The organism is Rhodococcus sp. 05-2255-3B1 (assembly GCF_002258545.1).
GTDB lineage: Bacteria > Actinomycetota > Actinomycetes > Mycobacteriales > Mycobacteriaceae > Rhodococcoides.
In genome coordinates, this window is sequence record NZ_NOZC01000026.1 from 16,534 (window position 1) to 32,794 (window position 16,261).

General features: G+C 65.7%; 14 protein-coding genes and 2 tRNA genes. 7 read left to right on the forward strand and 9 right to left on the reverse strand.

The features are described from left to right. Positions 1 to 40: 40 nt before the first annotated feature. The 8 genes from prfA to argS form a co-directional block, all read right to left on the reverse strand. Positions 41 to 1,117 carry a peptide chain release factor 1 gene (gene prfA / locus CH249_RS14510; RefSeq protein ID WP_032393514.1) on the reverse strand — a complete coding sequence of 359 codons (1,077 nt, stop codon included), beginning with the start codon at positions 1,115 to 1,117 and terminating at the stop codon, positions 41 to 43. 97 nt (positions 1,118 to 1,214) lie between these two features. Beyond that, positions 1,215 to 1,448, reverse strand: a complete 234-nt coding sequence (gene rpmE / locus CH249_RS14515; protein ID WP_008715081.1) for a 50S ribosomal protein L31 — start codon at positions 1,446 to 1,448, stop codon at positions 1,215 to 1,217. A 198-nt stretch (positions 1,449 to 1,646) separates the two neighbouring features. After that, entirely contained in the window at positions 1,647 to 3,716 is a 2,070-nt protein-coding gene (gene rho / locus CH249_RS14520) for a transcription termination factor Rho (protein WP_373453509.1), read from the reverse strand. Positions 3,717 to 4,087: 371 nt separating this feature from the next. Then, on the reverse strand, positions 4,088 to 5,020 hold the full coding sequence (gene thrB / locus CH249_RS14525; protein WP_032393512.1) for a homoserine kinase: 933 nt from the start codon (positions 5,018 to 5,020) through the stop codon (positions 4,088 to 4,090). A 19-nt stretch (positions 5,021 to 5,039) separates the two neighbouring features. Further along, entirely contained in the window at positions 5,040 to 6,107 is a 1,068-nt protein-coding gene (gene thrC / locus CH249_RS14530) for a threonine synthase (protein WP_027497914.1), read from the reverse strand. Beyond that, the gene (locus tag CH249_RS14535) at positions 6,104 to 7,405 is read right to left on the reverse strand and encodes a homoserine dehydrogenase (protein ID WP_032393511.1); all 1,302 of its coding nucleotides are present in this window, start codon (positions 7,403 to 7,405) and stop codon (positions 6,104 to 6,106) included. Before CH249_RS14535 ends, thrC begins: the two co-directional genes overlap by 4 nt. After that, positions 7,402 to 8,823: a diaminopimelate decarboxylase gene (lysA, locus tag CH249_RS14540; RefSeq protein ID WP_094681727.1), complete on the reverse strand. Its 1,422-nt coding sequence runs from the start codon at positions 8,821 to 8,823 to the stop codon at positions 7,402 to 7,404. The genes CH249_RS14535 and lysA overlap by 4 nt, the downstream gene beginning before the upstream one ends. After that, positions 8,820 to 10,472, reverse strand: coding sequence for an arginine--tRNA ligase (argS, locus tag CH249_RS14545; protein WP_094647094.1), 1,653 nt, complete (start codon positions 10,470 to 10,472; stop codon positions 8,820 to 8,822). The genes lysA and argS overlap by 4 nt, the downstream gene beginning before the upstream one ends. A gap of 231 nt (positions 10,473 to 10,703) precedes the next feature. Between argS and CH249_RS14550 the strand changes: the two genes are divergently transcribed. The 5 genes from CH249_RS14550 (at position 10,704) to CH249_RS14570 (ending at position 14,004) form a co-directional block, all read left to right on the forward strand. Further along, positions 10,704 to 11,585, forward strand: a complete 882-nt coding sequence (locus CH249_RS14550; protein ID WP_032393508.1) for a DUF3105 domain-containing protein — start codon at positions 10,704 to 10,706, stop codon at positions 11,583 to 11,585. Further along, a complete protein-coding gene (locus tag CH249_RS14555; protein WP_045194457.1) occupies positions 11,585 to 12,307 on the forward strand; it encodes a DUF305 domain-containing protein in 723 nt (240 codons plus the stop codon). Before CH249_RS14550 ends, CH249_RS14555 begins: the two co-directional genes overlap by 1 nt. Positions 12,308 to 12,375: 68 nt before the next feature. After that, a tRNA-Arg gene (locus CH249_RS14560) sits at positions 12,376 to 12,448 on the forward strand. A gap of 60 nt (positions 12,449 to 12,508) precedes the next feature. Further along, positions 12,509 to 13,402 (forward strand): hypothetical protein, encoded by an 894-nt coding sequence (locus tag CH249_RS14565; protein ID WP_094681728.1) that lies wholly within the window; start codon positions 12,509 to 12,511, stop codon positions 13,400 to 13,402. A 14-nt stretch (positions 13,403 to 13,416) separates the two neighbouring features. After that, entirely contained in the window at positions 13,417 to 14,004 is a 588-nt protein-coding gene (locus CH249_RS14570; RefSeq protein WP_094681729.1) for a class I SAM-dependent methyltransferase, read from the forward strand. Between the two features lie 49 nt (positions 14,005 to 14,053). Here the strand turns inward: CH249_RS14570 and CH249_RS14575 are convergent. Next, a tRNA-Cys gene (locus tag CH249_RS14575) sits at positions 14,054 to 14,124 on the reverse strand. Positions 14,125 to 14,229: 105 nt separating this feature from the next. Between CH249_RS14575 and CH249_RS14580 the strand changes: the two genes are divergently transcribed. Then, positions 14,230 to 15,573, forward strand: coding sequence for a DUF2254 domain-containing protein (locus CH249_RS14580; protein ID WP_094681730.1), 1,344 nt, complete (start codon positions 14,230 to 14,232; stop codon positions 15,571 to 15,573). A gap of 35 nt (positions 15,574 to 15,608) precedes the next feature. Then, the gene (locus tag CH249_RS14585; protein WP_032393535.1) at positions 15,609 to 16,142 is read left to right on the forward strand and encodes a MarR family winged helix-turn-helix transcriptional regulator; all 534 of its coding nucleotides are present in this window, start codon (positions 15,609 to 15,611) and stop codon (positions 16,140 to 16,142) included. The last annotated feature ends 119 nt before the right edge of the window (positions 16,143 to 16,261 follow it).

Below are 16,261 nucleotides of genomic sequence, written 5' to 3' on the forward strand. Positions count from 1 at the left end.
TGAATCAGCCCGGCGAAATCTGTAAAGCTGTGCGCCGCAGCTACTCTGCCTGCATGCGCGCATCGCGGTCTGCCTTGGCGAGCGCGTCGAGCAACGCATCCATTTCCCCGTCGAGCAGAGCGTCGAGGTTGTGTGCCTTGAAGCCGATGCGGTGATCGGTGATGCGGTTCTCGGGGTAGTTGTAGGTTCTGATCCGCTCCGAGCGGTCGACGGTACGCACCTGGCTGGCTCGACCGGCCGAGGCCTCTTCGTTGGCCGCTTCCTCCGCGGCCGCCTGTAGGCGAGCGGCGAGAACCTGCATCGCGCGCGCCTTGTTCTGCAGCTGCGAGCGCTCGTTCTGGCAGGTGACCACGATGCCCGTGGGCAGGTGCGTGAGCCGGACTGCGGAGTCGGTGGTGTTGACGCCCTGTCCACCCTTGCCCGACGAGCGGTACACGTCGATACGCAAGTCGGACTCGTCGATCTGTACCTCTTCGACTTCGTCCGGTTCGGGGTACACCAGGATGCCTGCCGCAGAGGTGTGTACACGCCCCTGCGATTCGGTCACCGGTACCCGTTGGACGCGGTGAACTCCGCCCTCGAACTTCAGCCGTGCCCAGACGCCGTCGAGGGGATCCTTGGTCTTGATCGACAACGTCGCGTCCTTGTACCCGCCAAGGTCGGAGACGTTCGCGTCGAGCACCTCCACGCGCCACCCGCGGCGTTCGGCGTAGCGCACGTACATCCGTGCGAGATCGGCCGCGAAGAGCGCCGACTCCTCGCCGCCCTCACCCGACTTGACCTCCATCACGATGTCGTCGCCGTCGTGCGGATCGCGCGGTGCCAGCAGGTCGGTCAGAGTCTGCTCGAGCTGCAGCACCGTCGCTTCGAGGTCGGGAATCTCGGCCGCGAACGACGAATCGTCGGCTGCCAACTCCCGTGCGGCTTCGAGGTCGTCCTGCGCGGAGGTCAGCTTGGTGTGCGCGGACATGATGGGGGCCAGTTCGGCGAATCTCTTGCCCGCTCTGCGGGCCGCGGACGGATCGTTGTGCAGAGCCGGGTCGGCGAGTTGCTGCTCGAGTCCGGAGTGTTCGGCGAGGATGTCGTCGATGGCCGAAGGCTTGTCTGTTCTCGCCATGGTGGTGACTCACTCTCGAACGCGGGTGCAACTGAATGTGGACACAAAAAAGCCGACGCCCGCCCTGTGATGCACAGGACGGGCGTCGGCGAAACAGCTAGCTGTCTGCGTCGGCCTTCTTGCCGGCGCGCTTGCCGTAGCGAGCCTCGAAGCGAGCGACGCGGCCGCCGGTGTCGAGAATCTTCTGCTTGCCGGTGTAGAAGGGGTGGCACTGCGAGCAGACCTCGACGCTGATGCGCTCTTTGTCGGTGGTGCTTCGGGTCTCGAAAGTATTGCCGCAACCACAGACGACTGTCGTCAGTGTGTAGTCGGGGTGAATTCCTGCCTTCATGGTGTCCTTACCGTTCTCTCTAGTGGTCGCCGGGTCGTCTTCGCCGATCGAAGACGTGAACCGGAACCGGACTCGGCCGTTGATTATGCCAGAGCGTGCATCTGACCTGCTAATCGCCGGTACTTCTGTGCCGACAGATCCTTACAACGCGCGCACCTGTCGGCTTGTTCCCCGGACGCGACGTCCGGGGAACAACCGTCAGTCGTTCGCCCCGCCCGGCGCAGTCTTGGAGACTTCCATCAGGAACTCGAGGTTGTTCTTGCTCTTCTTCAAACGGTCGACCAGCAGGTCGATGGCTTGATGCGAGTCCAGTCCGGACAGCACGCGCCGCAGCTTGTGCACGACGGCAGCCTCGTCGGGAGCAAGGAGCAGCTCGTCGTGGCGGGTGCTCGACGGGTTGATGTCCACTGCCGGGAACACGCGGCGTTCGGCGATCTTGCGATCGAGCTTGAGCTCGGCGTTACCGGTGCCCTTGAACTCCTCGAAGATCACGGTGTCACCGGTGGATCCGGTTTCGACCATGGCCGTGGCGATGATCGTCAACGATCCGCCGTGCTCGATGTTTCGAGCCGCACCGAGGAATCGCTTCGGCGGGTACAGCGCGGTCGAGTCGACACCACCGGACAGGATTCGGCCCGATGCGGGCGAGCTGTTGTTGTACGCACGTCCCAGACGAGTGATCGAGTCGAGCAGAACCACCACGTCCTGGCCGGCCTCGACCAGACGCTTGGCCCGCTCGATCGCCAACTCGGCCACCGCCGTGTGGTCGCCCGGCGGCCGGTCGAACGTCGAGGCGATGACCTCGCCCTTGACGGAGCGCTGCATGTCCGTCACTTCCTCGGGACGCTCGTCGACGAGGATGACCATCAGGTAGCACTCGGGGTTGTTGATCGCGATCGCGTTGGCGATGGCTTGCAGAACGCTCGTCTTACCTGCCTTGGGCGGGCTGACGATGAGTGCGCGCTGGCCCTTGCCGATCGGCATCACCAGGTCGATGATGCGCGTGGTCAGGATGTTCTGCTGCGTCTCGAGGCGCAGTCGCTGATTGGGGTACAGCGGGGTGAGCTTGCCGAATTCCGGACGCTTGCGCGCGGCCTCGACCTCTCCCCCGTTGACGGTGTCCAGTCGCACGAGCGGATTGAACTTCTGCCGCTGGCTCGACTGCTCACCTTCGCGTGCCACGCGAACCGCACCGGTGACCGCGTCGCCGCGTCGAAGGCCGTTCTTGCGGACCAGGTTCATGGATACGTAGACGTCGTTCGGTCCGGCCAGGTAGCCGGAGGTCCGGACGAACGCGTAGTTGTCGAGAACGTCGAGGATGCCGGCTACCGGCTGAAGAACGTCGTCCTCGCGGATCTCGGTGTCGCGCTCGCGGCCACCGCCACCGTCGTTGCCGTCGCCACGGTCGCGACCGCGACGGCGTTCGCGGAACCGACGTCCCCGACGTCCGCGGCCTTCGCCATCGTCGTCCTGGTTGTTGTCGCGGTTGTCGCGCGGGCCGTTGTTGCGATCCTCGTTGCGGTTGTCGTTGCGACCGTCGCCCTGATTGCGATTGCGCCCGCCCTGATTGCGCCCGCCGCCGTCACGGTTGGAATTGTCCCGATCACCCTGATTGCGGTTTCCGTTGTCTCGGTTGCCGTTCTCGCGGTTGGAGCCGTCCCGGTCGCCTTGATTCCGGCTTCCCGAGTCACGGTTGGCATTGTCGCGGTTGCCGTCGGCGTCACGCGGTTCGCGCTCCGACCCGTCCTGGCGGTTGCGTTCGCCGCGACTACGACGGGGGCGCTCGGTGGCGGCGTTGTCCCCGGTCTCGTCCGGCTTCTCGGCCTGCGGCGCTGCTGCAGCCGAATCGGCGGCCGCGGGAGCGGATCCGGCCGAATCGTTGCTGTCGTCGAGTGGCAGTTGATCGGGAGCACCTGCGCGGCGACCCGCGGCCCGACGGCCGCGGGTGCGGCGACCCGTCTCGGGGACGGAATCGGCAGCATCGCCCGCTTGCGTCGCGGGTGCGTCCGCGGACGGCGCTTCGGGAGTCGACTGCTTCGGTGCCGCCTCCACTGCAGGCCGATCTTCGACGGCAGGCGCGGATGCAGCGGCACGACGCGACCTCGGTGCGTCGGACTTCGGTGCATCGGATTTCGGCGCGTCCGACTTGGCCGGTGCACTGCCCGACTGACGCTCGGAGATCGCAGCGATCAGATCGCCCTTGCGCATGCCGGAAATGCTCTTGATGCCCAGTTCACCAGCGAGGCTGCGCAGCTCGGTGAGAACCATTCCGGACAGGCCTGCACGTCGGCGTGACGTTTCGGGCGCAGAGATAAGTTCCGTATCGGTCACGGAGGTCCTTTCCTTCCCTCGCTCGCTCGATGCGCAGCCGAGGGTTCGTTCCGCAGTTCGGCGTTCTGCCGAACTCGGATATTGCCGTTCATGTTCGACGCACTCCGTCGACGACACCATCGATCCTCGACCGCAGAGAACCACGGGGAGGATCGAGTCAGGAGCGTCACATCACTCGGACGTTTGAATCCCCCGAATACAGCGACCTGATTGCCCTGACGAAACCGGCGTCTGAAGCGCACGATGTACGGACAGGGTTCACCATAGCGCCGTTGTCCCCACTCGGCAAGAACCCTACTCGGTGTTCGTCACGCGACGGTGACTCCGTCGGCCACGTCGAGGTCGAGCACTCGCCACCCCTCGGCCGACGCGGCCTCGCGCAGATCGGCCGGAAACTCGTCGGTGCACAGCGCCATGACCGTCGGGCCCGCGCCGGACACCACGGCTGCGATGGACCGCGCGCGCAAGGTGGCGATCCAGCGCGTGGTGTCGGGCAGCGCCTGAGCACGCTGACCTTGATGCAGCAGGTCCTCCGTCGCGGACATCAACAGATCCGGACGCTCGGTCAGCGCCACCACCGCGAGTGCACTTCGGCTGACATTGAAGGCCGCGTCGCGATGGGGCACCAACTCGGGCAACAGTCCCCGGGTGTGCGACGTCGACGAGCGCTCGGACGGTACGAGCACGACGACCTTGATGCTCGGGTGCACCTCGAGCCGAACGGCCGCGTACTTGCGCGCCGTCACACTGGCATTGGGCGGTTCGCTCCACGACACGACCGCACCGCCGAGGCAACTCGCGGACGCGTTGTCGGGATGACCCTCGAATTCCGACGACAGCTGGACGAGCTGGCCCTCCGACAGCGCGAGCGACCGATCCACCTTCGCAGCGAGCGCATTGGCAGCCGCCAGGCCCCCGACCACAGCCGACGCCGAGGATCCGAGCCCCCTCGAATGGGGAATTGCGTTGCGGCAGTGCACATCCAGGCCGTCGGCCCACACTCCGGCCGCTTCGAGTCCCCGCTCGATGGCGCGCACCACCAGATGCGTCGGGCCCCACGGCACGTCCGCCGAACCCTCACCGTCGACGTGAATCCGAAGTCCCGACGCGGTGGTCTTGACCTCGATCTCGTCGTACAGCCCCAAAGCGATTCCGAGACTGTCGAATCCGGGCCCGATGTTGGCACTCGACGCCGGGACGCGCGCGGTGACCGTCAGCCCGATGGGCAGTGTCGTCGTCATGGCCGGAGATTCCGTCAACTCAGGCCAGCTCGAGCGCAGCCGCGACAGCGACGGGATCGACCGAAATCGGCTCTACGACAGGCATTCCCGACAGCGCAGTGTCGGGATCCTTGAGGCCGTTTCCGGTGACCGTGCACACGACGGTCAGGCCCGGCTCCAGCCAGCCTTCCTTTCGAGCTGCCAGGAGTCCGGCGACACTGGCCGCGGAGGCGGGCTCGACGAACACACCTTCGGTCTTCGCGATCAACCGGTACGCCTCGAGGATCTCCTCGTCGGTCGCTGCGCGGAATGCTCCGTTCGACTCTTCCTTGGCATTGACGGCACCGTTCCAGGATGCGGGCGAACCGATCCGGATTGCGGTGGCGATCGTTTCCGGATCCTTCACCGGCGCACCGTGAACCAGAGGAGCCGCGCCCGCGGCCTGGACTCCGAGCATCCGCGGCTTGCGCGTGGTGAGACCGTCACGGAAGTACTCCGAGTAGCCACGCCAGTACGCGGTGATGTTTCCCGCGTTGCCGACCGGCAGTGCGTGGATGTCCGGTGCGTCGCCGAGGGCGTCGCAGATCTCGAAGGCTGCGGTCTTCTGCCCTTCGATGCGGACGGGGTTGACGGAGTTGACCAAGCCGATGGTCGGGAACTCGGCCGTCGTCTTGCGGGCCAGTTCGAGGCAATCGTCGAAGTTGCCCTGCACCTGGATGATCTTGGCTCCGTGCATGACTGCCTGAGCGAGCTTGCCCATGGCGATCTTGCCCTGCGGAACCAGCACGGCGCAGCTCATTCCGGCCTTGGCCGCGTACGCTGCCGCGGAGGCCGAGGTGTTGCCGGTCGAGGCGCAGAGAACGGCTTCCTGGCCTCGGGCGAGCGCGTCGGTGACGGCCATGGTCATCCCTCGGTCCTTGAAGGAACCGGTGGGGTTGAGTCCCTCGACCTTCAGATGCACTGTGCACCCGGTCAGTTCGGACAGGTGCCCGGCAGGCAACAACGGCGTTCCGCCCTCGCGCAGCGTGACGGTCTTCCAGTCCGGGCCGATCGCCAGACGGGAGCGGTATGCCTCGATCAGACCGGGCCAGGGGGTGTGGACGCTCATACGGTGGTGCCTTCCAATCGGAGAACGCTGGCGACGTTGACGACGACGTCGAGCTGCTCGAGGGATGCAACGGTGTCGGACAGTGCGGAATCGGCCGCGAGGTGCGTGACGACGACGAGCCTGGCTCCGTCGCCCGAGCCCTGCTGACGCACCGTGGAAATGCTGACGTCGCGCTTGGAGAACTCGGCCGCCACCGTGGCGAGAACGCCCGGCTTGTCCGCGACCTGCATGCTGACGTAGTAGCGAGTGAGGATGTCACCCATGGGGGCCACCTTGAGCTTGGCGTACTTGGATTCGAGTGGGCCCCGTCCGCCGTAGAACTTGTTGCGAGCGGCCATCACCAGGTCGCCGAGTACCGCGGACGCGGTCGGCGCACCGCCTGCACCCTGGCCGTAGAACATCAGGCGGCCGGCCGCCTCTGCTTCGACGACCACGGCGTTGAACGCACCGTTCACCGCTGCCAACGGGTGGTTCAGCGGAACGAGCGCTGGGTAGACCCGAGCCGAAATTCGCTCCTTGCCCTTGGGCGTGACGATTCGCTCGCAGATGGCCAGCAGTTTGATGGTGCAGTCCAGGGATTTCGCGGTCTCGAGATCGTCCGCGGTGATCTTGCTGATGCCCTCGCGGTAGACGTCACCGGCCGTGACCCGCGTGTGGAACGCGATGGACGCCAGGATCGCGGCCTTCGATGCAGCGTCGTAGCCTTCGACGTCGGCGGTCGGGTCGGCCTCGGCGTAGCCCAGACGCCCTGCCTCGGCGAGGGTCTCGGCGTAGTCCGCTCCGGTCTCGTCCATGGCCGAGAGGATGAAGTTGGTGGTGCCGTTGACGATGCCGGCGACCTTGTTCACGCGGTCACCTGCGAGGGACTGCATCAGCGGGCGAACCACGGGAATGGCTCCGGCCACGGCGGCCTCGAAATACAGGTCGGCGCGCGACTTCTCGGCCGCGTCGGCCAGTTCTCCGGTGTACTCGGCCAGCAGGGCCTTGTTGGCCGTGATGACGGACTTACCCTTCTCCAGGGCAGAGAGCACCAGCTTGCGGGGAATGTCGATTCCACCGAGCACCTCGACGACGATGTCGACGTCGTCGCGGCCGACGAGTTCGGCCGGATCGTCGGTGAGCAGCTCGGGCGGAACTCCACGATCACCGTCGACCCGACGCACAGCGATGCCCCGAATCTCGAGTGGCGCACCGATTCTCGCCTCGAAGTCCTCGGCGTTCTCGGTGAGGATCCGAACGACCTCGCTGCCGACGTTTCCGAGTCCGAGTACGGCGACGCCTATCGGCTTCGATGTCATGGCTGAACCTCCAAGCTGAGCAGATCTTCGATGGTTTCCCGCCGCAGGATCAGGCGCGAATGCCCGTCCTTGACCGCAACCACAGCGGGCCGCGTCAGCAGGTTGTAGCGACTGGACATGGAGTAGCAGTAGGCCCCGGTGGCCGCTACCGCGAGCAGGTCACCCGGGCCGACGTCCGCTGGCATCCACGTGTTCTTGATGACGATGTCGCCACTCTCACAATGCTTTCCGACCACCCGAGCCACGAGCGCCTCGGCTTCGCTCGTCCGCGAGACCAGCCGGCAATCGTATTCGGCCTGATACAGCGAGGTTCGGATGTTGTCGCTCATGCCGCCGTCGACGCTGATGTAGCGCCTGCGCGTCGTCTTGTCGACGGTGACGTCCTTAATGGTGCCGACCTCGTAGAGCGTGACGGTGCCCGGTCCGGCGATGGCGCGGCCGGGTTCCACGGCGATCGTCGGGACAGGCAGTCCCACCGCGGCGGATTCCGTCTCGACGATGGCGGTCAACTTCGCCGCGAGTTGCTTCACCGGCGGCGGGTCGTCGGTCGGCACGTACGAAATGCCCATGCCGCCACCGAGATCCAGCGTCGAGATCTGGGAGGTCTTGTCGACGCCGAACTCCGAGACGATGTCTCGGAGCAGCCCGATGACCTTGTGCGCTGCCAGCTCGAAGCCGTCGACCTCGAATATCTGCGAACCGATGTGACTGTGCAGTCCCACGAGGCGAAGGTTGTCGGCAGCGAACACGCGCCGGACGGCGTCGAGCGCCGAGCCGTCGGCGAGCGAGAAGCCGAACTTCTGGTCCTCGTGCGCGGTGGCGATGAACTCGTGCGTATGCGCTTCGACACCGACGGTGATGCGGATCAGCACGTCCTGCACCACGCCGGCCGCTCCGGCGACGTCATCTAGTCGATCGATCTCGATGTTGGAGTCGAGTACCACATGTTCGACGCCTGCGCGCACGCCCGCCTCGAGCTCGACGACCGATTTGTTGTTGCCGTGCATGGCAATTCGATCGGCCGGGAATCCGGCAGCCAACGCGATGGCCAACTCTCCCCCGGAGCAGATGTCGAGCGAGAGTCCTTCGTCGGCCACCCAACGTGCGATCTCTCCGCACAGGAAAGCCTTGGAGGCGTAGTGAACTCGTTCGGGTGCCCCGAACGCTGCCGCCATTTCACGGCAGCGCGAACGGAAGTCGTCTTCGTCGACGACGAACAACGGTGTGCCGTACTGCTCTGCGAGCTCGGTGACCGACACTCCGGCGAGACGGACGGTGCCGTCCTCACCGCGCTCGGCGTTGCGGGGCCACACCTGCTCGGGCAGCGTCGTCATCTCCGACGCGTCGGCCGGGCGATGGGACATCGACTCTTTCGCGGGGGAATCGGCATGTTTGGGTCCTGCCGGATGTGCGCTCACATGCGCTCCGGTGCGCTGACGCCGAGCAGTTCGAGGCCGTTGGCCAGGACCTGCCGGGTCGCGTTCCCCAACGCCAGTCGTGCGGTGTTCACAGGTCCGGGCTCCTCGTCTCCTTGTGGAAGTACTCGACACGCACCGTAGAAGCGGTGGTACGCCCCCGCCAGCTCCTCGAGGTAGCGGGCGATCCGGTGTGGTTCGCGTAGTTCGGCGGCGCTGGCCACCACTCGTGGATACTCGCCGATCGTCCTGATCAACTCGCCTTCCTGCTCGTGGGTGAGCAGGCTCAGATCCGGCTGCTGAGCGCTGATTCCCAGTTCGGCGGCATTGCGTGCGAGCGAGGCAAGGCGAGCGTGGGCGTACTGGACGTAGTACACCGGGTTCTCGTTGCTCGCGCTCGCCCACAGCGCGAGGTCGATGTCGATGCTCGAGTCGACGGACGAACGGATCATCACGTACCGGGAAGCATCGACGCCGATGGCTTCGACCAGGTCGTCGAGGGTGATGACGGTTCCGGCACGCTTGCTCATCTTCACGGCCACGCCGTCGCGGACGAGGTTGACCATCTGGCCGATGAGCACCTCGACGGTCTCGGGGTCGTCTCCGAACGCAGCCGCGGCCGCCTTGAGCCGTCCGATGTACCCGTGGTGGTCTGCTCCGAGCATGTAGATGCACAGGTCGAAGCCGCGCTGCCGCTTGTTCTGGAAGTAGGCGATGTCGCCGGCGATGTAGGCGGCGTTGCCGTCGCTCTTGATGACGACGCGATCCTTGTCGTCACCGAAGTCGGTGGACCGCAGCCACCAGGCCCCGTCCTTCTCGTAGAGGCTCCCCGAGGTCTTGAGGTATTCGACCGACTTGTCGACGGCCCCGGACTCGAAGAGCGAGTTCTCGTGGAAGTAGACGTCGAAGTCGACACCGAACTCGTGCAGGTTCGCCTTGATCCGATCGAACATCAGCTCGGTGCCGATGGACCGGAACGCCTCCTCCCTGGCCTCGGTGTCCAGTGCGAGCGCGTCGGGTCGCTCGGCCAGCACGTGCGCTGCGATGTCGGCGATGTACTCACCCGCGTAGCCGTTGTCGGGTGCAGGCTCACCCTTCGCTGCGGCGATGAGCGACTGAGTGAAGCGCGCGATCTGAGCGCCGTGATCGTTGAAGAAGTACTCGCGGGTGACCTCTGCTCCGTGGGCGGTCAGGATGCGGCCGAGTGCATCGCCGACGGCGGCCCACCGGGTACCACCGAGGTGCACCGGGCCGGTCGGGTTGGCCGAGACGAACTCGAGGTTGACCTTCTTGCCTGCCATCGTGGAACCGTTGCCGAATGCCGCACCTGCGGCGAGTACGCGGGCGACGATCTCGCCCTGCGCTGCGGCGGCCAGCCTGATGTTCAGGAATCCGGGCCCTGCGACGTCGGCATCGGCGATGGCGGCGTCGGCGGCGAGAGCCTCGGCGAGCCAGCCGGCGAAGTCGCGGGGATTGGCTCCGGCCTTCTTCGCGACCTGCAGTGCCACGTTGGTTGCGTAGTCGCCGTGCTCGGGATTTCGGGGACGCTCGACGGTCAGCTTCGCAGGCAGGACGGATGCATCCAGGCCGCGGTCGGCAAGCACCTTCGCGGCGGTCGCGTGAAGCAGTTCGGCAAGATCGGCGGGAGTCACAGGTAGCTATCCTATTGGCTGGTGCGCGGCGTCCTCGCATCCACTGCCCGTCTGCCCGCGAGCAGCCTCGGCCGACGCGGTCCGCGCAGGCTCTGAGCACGCTCTCAGGCAGAGAACGTACAGTGAGGACGCTCTGCGCGGACGCTCATCCAATGATGCCGTCACCAGCAGATACGCAGCACCAGCGCAACCGACCACCACCTTTCCTCGACTGAGAGAGCAACTACAGCGATGCCAACGGGTCCCGACAAAGGCAGTCAGAACAAGTCGGCTGCGAAGGCAGACAAAGCCATCAATGCAGCCAACAAGAAGTCAGCTCGCAAGAAGAAGGGCGGTGTGCCCACCGCCACGGGCAGGCAGATTCCCTGGCTGACGGTTGCCGGTGTCGTCGTTGTCGTCGGTCTCGTAGCGGGCCTCGGGATCAATCTGTATCCGAAGTACCAGGACCGAGCCGAGGCGCAGAAGTTCGCACCCAGCGAGGCCAATCAGGATCCGTCGACGGGCATCGAGGGTGTGACCGTGCAGGAGTACCCCGCGGCTCTACACGTCGGGCGCACGCAGCGGGTCGCCTACGACCAGTCGCCGCCGTTCGGTGGACCGCACGATGCCGTGTGGGCCACCTGCACGGGAATCGTCTATCCCGAGGCAATTCGCACCGAGAATGCCGTGCACTCGCTCGAGCACGGTGCCGTCTGGGTCACCTACAACCCCGACGACCTGAACGCGGACCAGATCCAGTCGCTGGCCGATCGCGTCGACGGTGAAACGCAGATGATGATGTCGCCGTACCCCGGCCTCGACTCCCCGGTCTCGCTGCAGTCGTGGGGCCACCAGCTCAAGCTGGACAGCGTGGACGACGAACGCATCGGACAGTTCATCTCTGCACTTCGACTCAATCGCTTCGCCTACCCGGAGGTCGGTGCCAGCTGCGCGTCCGTCCCGAACACCAGCGGTGACGGCTTCGATCCCGACAACCCGCCGCTGTTCGATGCCTCCGCTCCCGGCGCGGACGCGGTGCCGATGGACGGTGCCGGGATCACTCCCGACGCCAGCGAGGCCGGTGGCGCCGGCGGGATGCAGCTGCCCAGCGATCTCCAGATCCCCGCGAACTGATGACCGCACCGACACCGACCGAGAATGCGGAGGCCACCACGTCCGCGACCAAGCCGAGCCAGCGCACCGCGCTGGTGGCCCTCGCGCTGATCGCCGTCCTCGCGATCGGCTTCGCCGTGGGCTTCCTGGTGCAGAGTCCACTGGGCGGCGACGACAGTGCACCGGCCGCGGACTCGGTCGATGTCGGCTTCGCTCAGGACATGACCGTGCACCACAACCAGGCCATCGAGATGGCCGCGGTGGCGCTGACCAACGCCTCCGATCAGGCCGTCAAGAACCTGGCGTTCGACATGCTGACCTCGCAGCAGAACCAGGTGGGACAGATGCAGGGCTGGTTGGCCCTGTGGGATCGAGCACCGATCTCGACCGACGGCTACATGACCTGGATGGCCGAGGACGACTCGCACGGTCACTCGATGGGCGGGATGTCCATGGATCCCGGATCCTCTGACCCCACCCGCGCCATGCCGGGAATGGCCAGTTCGGCCGAACTCGCCGCGCTTCGGCAAGCCACCGGCTCGGACGTCGACGTGATGTTCCTCCAGCTCATGCTGCGCCACCACGAGGGCGGTCTGGCGATGATGGAGTACGCGCAGACGCACGCGCAGTCACCTGCGGTGATCAATCTGGCGAAGTCCATGGTTGCCACCCAGACCAGCGAGTCGACGCTGATGAAGCAGATGCTCGCCGAGAAGGGTGCGCAGCCGCTGCCCGAGGGGTGATTTCGACTCGCGTCCCGGATGCGCTAGTCTTTCGTACAGCCCAACAGGCACACCGGTTCGTCCGGTGCGCCCCCGTAGCTCAGGGGATAGAGCGTTCGCCTCCGGAGCGAAAGGCCGCAGGTTCGAATCCTGCCGGGGGCACACATCTTTCACGCAGTTCACTGTCGTACGGTGACTGCTCGAACGAGACGGTGGACTTCGATGTCCGAGGATCTCCCCCACATCGACACCGTCGTCGACGATCTGTATTCGCTCCCTCCCACCGATTTCGTCTCGCACCGCACCGCATACGTTTCCCGCTTCAAGAAGGCCGGCGACAAAGCCGGTGCCACCCGCATCGGTGCCCTCCGCAAGCCCACGGTCGTGGCGTGGTTGGTGAACACACTCGCTCGGCGAGACGAATCGGCTCTGGCCGAACTGTTCGATCTGGGCGAGCAACTCGAACGAGCCCAGCAGCGCGGCGACGGCCCCCGGCTGCGTGAATTGTCCACTGCTCGAAGCACTTCGATACGCGCCCTGACCGATCGTGCAGTCTCGCTGGGACGCGAGACCGGGACCACCGTCGGCGACAACGCTGCCCGCGAGATCTCCAACACCCTGAACGCAGCGATGGCCGATGCCGAGATACGCGACCGCGTGCGTGCCGGCCGAACCGTAGTGGCCGAAACGTACAGCGGCTTCGGACCTGCGCTGCTCTCCCTCGTTCCCGACCCGCCCGACGAGAATGACGGTGCCGAGTCCGACGAGTCCGACTCGCCGTCTTCGGAGATCGAGGACGACCGGCAGGAAGCGGACGAAGCCGAACGGAACCGGCTGCTCGCCGAACTCGAATCGGCCGAATCCGATCTCGATGCCGCACGAACCGAAGCCGAGGACGCCCGGGCCGACACCGAACGAACGGCGTCCGAATTACACAGTGCTGCAGCGGAAGTAGAGCGAATCGAGTTCCAGTTGGAGGCCGCCAGGTCCACAGCGCAGGCTGCTCGAGAAGCGAACGAGGCCAGTGTCCTACAGGCGGAGTCGACGGCGGAGGCACTCGAGGCGGCCCGCGCTCGCGTCGCCGAAGCCCAGTCCGCCCTCGAGGAATTGAGCTGACCTACCCTGACGGGGTGACCACACGCTGGCAGGCCGAGAACTCCGCAGACGATTCCGCACGCTACATCGAGCGTTTCGACCGCCTGGCCGAACGCGGTGTGGATCTGCACGGCGAGGCCCGCATGGTCGACGCGGTGGTCTCCCCCGCGTCGAGCATTCTCGACGCAGGATGCGGCACCGGCCGACTCGGCGCGGAGTTGGCCCGACGCGGACACCGGGTGACCGCAGTGGATCTCGATCCGGTTCTGGCCGAGGCAGCGCGCGCACATTCCGAACTCGACGTGCACGTCGCCGATCTGACGACGCTGGATCTCGGCCGGAACTTCGACGCGGCCGTGGCCGCGGGCAACGTACTGGTCTTCATGAAACCCGGAACCGAACGCGCAGCGCTCGAACGCATCTGGGCACACCTGACCGGTGGCGGGGTGTTCGTCGCCGGATTCGCCACCGATCGGGAGTACACCGTCGACATGCTCGACGCGGATCTGGCGGCGGCCGGCTTCGTCCTCGAACACAGATTCGCGACCTGGGATCTGCGGCCCTGGCACGACGACGCGGACTGGGCCGTCACCGTGGCACGCAAGCCCGCTCTGCTGGCCTGAGGCGAAACGAATCGAGACCGACCATTGCTGGTCGGCCTCGATCGAACAGAGCGAGCGACGGGATTCGAACCCGTGTGAACGGCTTTGCAGGCCGGTGCCTAGCCACTCGGCCACACCCGCATCACCGATGACGATGCCGCATCGAGTGGACGCGGCCCACAGTTTCGATCGCCGTGATTCGAACCCCGAGGGTTGGTTCGGACGCCCAGGGGAAGACTGTGCGTCATGAAGGAACACTTGGCCAAGCTGCGAGAATCGTTCTGGTTCATTCCTGCCGTCCTCGGAGTTGTCGCACTCGTCCTGGCGCAGGCACTGGTGAGTCTGGATCGCTACCTGCTGGACACCCGCGTGGATCTGACGGGCTCGCTGCTCTATCACGTGGGTGCCAGCGGTAGCCGCGACATCCTCGGTGCGATCGGCGGGTCGATGCTCGGCGTGGCGGCGACGTCGTTCTCCATCACCATCTCGGTTCTCGCCACCGCCAGCTCCTCGTACGGCCCCCGCCTGGTGCGCAACTTCATGGCCGATCGCGGGAACCAGGTGGTGCTCGGCATCTTCGGTGCCACGTTCCTGTACTCGCTGATGGTGCTGCGGTCGATTCGCTCGATCGAATCCGACGGGTCGGTCTTCGTGCCGGACATCGCCGTCAACGTCGCGGTGGCGCTCGCGGTGGTCGACGTGGGTGTGCTCGTCTACTTCATCCATCACATCGCGCAGTCGATCCAGGTGGCGACGCTGTCCGCCCGCGTCCGGGACGAACTGTCCGAGTCCGTCGACGCGCTCTACCCACCCGAGCAGCCCGCCGATGCGGCATCGGCGGAGGGCATCGTCAAGCCGCCCGTCTACACGACGGTGTTGGCCGAGGAGTCCGGGGTGATCATCGACATCGACGAAAACGGCTTGTTGGACATCGCTGCCGACACCGACACGTTGATCGACATTCATCGAGTACCCGGTGACCATGTCGTTGCCGGTGAACCGCTCGCCGACGTCCTGGCAGATCGCTCGGCAGACATCTCGGCGGACGCGATCGGACGAGTTCGAGGGTCGTTCGACATCGGCACCAGTCGAACACCCCGACACGACATCGCTTTCGCCGTCGAGCAGATGACCGAAATGGCGGTACGCGCTCTGTCGACGGGGGTCAACGATCCGTACACGGCACGCAATGCCATCGACGATCTCACGGTCGGGCTCGTCGCAGTCGTCCAGCGCCCCATGCCCTCTCGTGCTCGTCGCGGCTCCGACGGCACCGTGCGGGTGATCACCCGCCGAGTTGCCGTTCCGTCGTTGATCGACCATGCCCTCGATGCCGTGCGGATCTACGGCACCGGCAGCCCCATGGTGGTGCAGGCAGGCATACGTCTGGCCGAACGAGTGGGTCGCGCGGCACAGTCCTCCGAGAACGTCGATGCCGTACTGACCCAGCTGGACCTGCTGGACCGCGCGCTGGCATCCGGCGACACCGACACCGCCCGCACAGTCGAAGCCCGAGAGCAGATCTCGCTCGCGACAACCGCGATCACGGATCGAGTTCCTCTCGCAGTACCTCGCGTCGTGATTCGGTAGACGCCGGAAGCGGGCACCGTGGGAGGATGGTCGGTATGCCAGCACCGTCCCCGCTTCCCCTCGATCCCATTGCAGAGGCACACCGCCAGTGGACCAAGCACGGCTGGTCCGAGGCCGCCGACGGTATGGCCGCGGTGACGTCGTTGATGCGTGCGCAGCAGATCATGCTGGCACGGGTCGAGGAAGCGTTGAAGCCGACGGGACTGACCTTTTCGCGCTACGAATTGCTGACGTTGTTGACCTTCACCAAGAACGGCGCTCTTCCGATGGCGAAGGCAAGCGCACGTCTGCAGGTGCATCCCACGAGCGTGACCAACGCTGTCGATCGCCTCGAGTCGGTGGGATACGTTCGACGCATCCCGCATCCGAGCGATCGGCGCACCACGCTGGTCGAAATCACCGAGCAGGGACGCACGTTGGCGGTCGAGGCCACCGAGCGCCTGAACTCACTGGTGTTCGCACGCCCCGGGCTGGCGCGTGACAAGTTGATGGCGCTCGTTCGGATCCTGGCGGAACTGCGTTCGGATGCAGGCGATTTCGACAGTGATGACATAACCACATCGTTCTGAGTTCGATGGTGACTCGTCACAAGACAATGGCACACCCGTACCGTTCGTGGTCCAATTGCACTGGGAACAGGGCGGAGTCGATCTGCTGAAGGGCGGGGCGGGGTGCTGGTGTTGGGGGC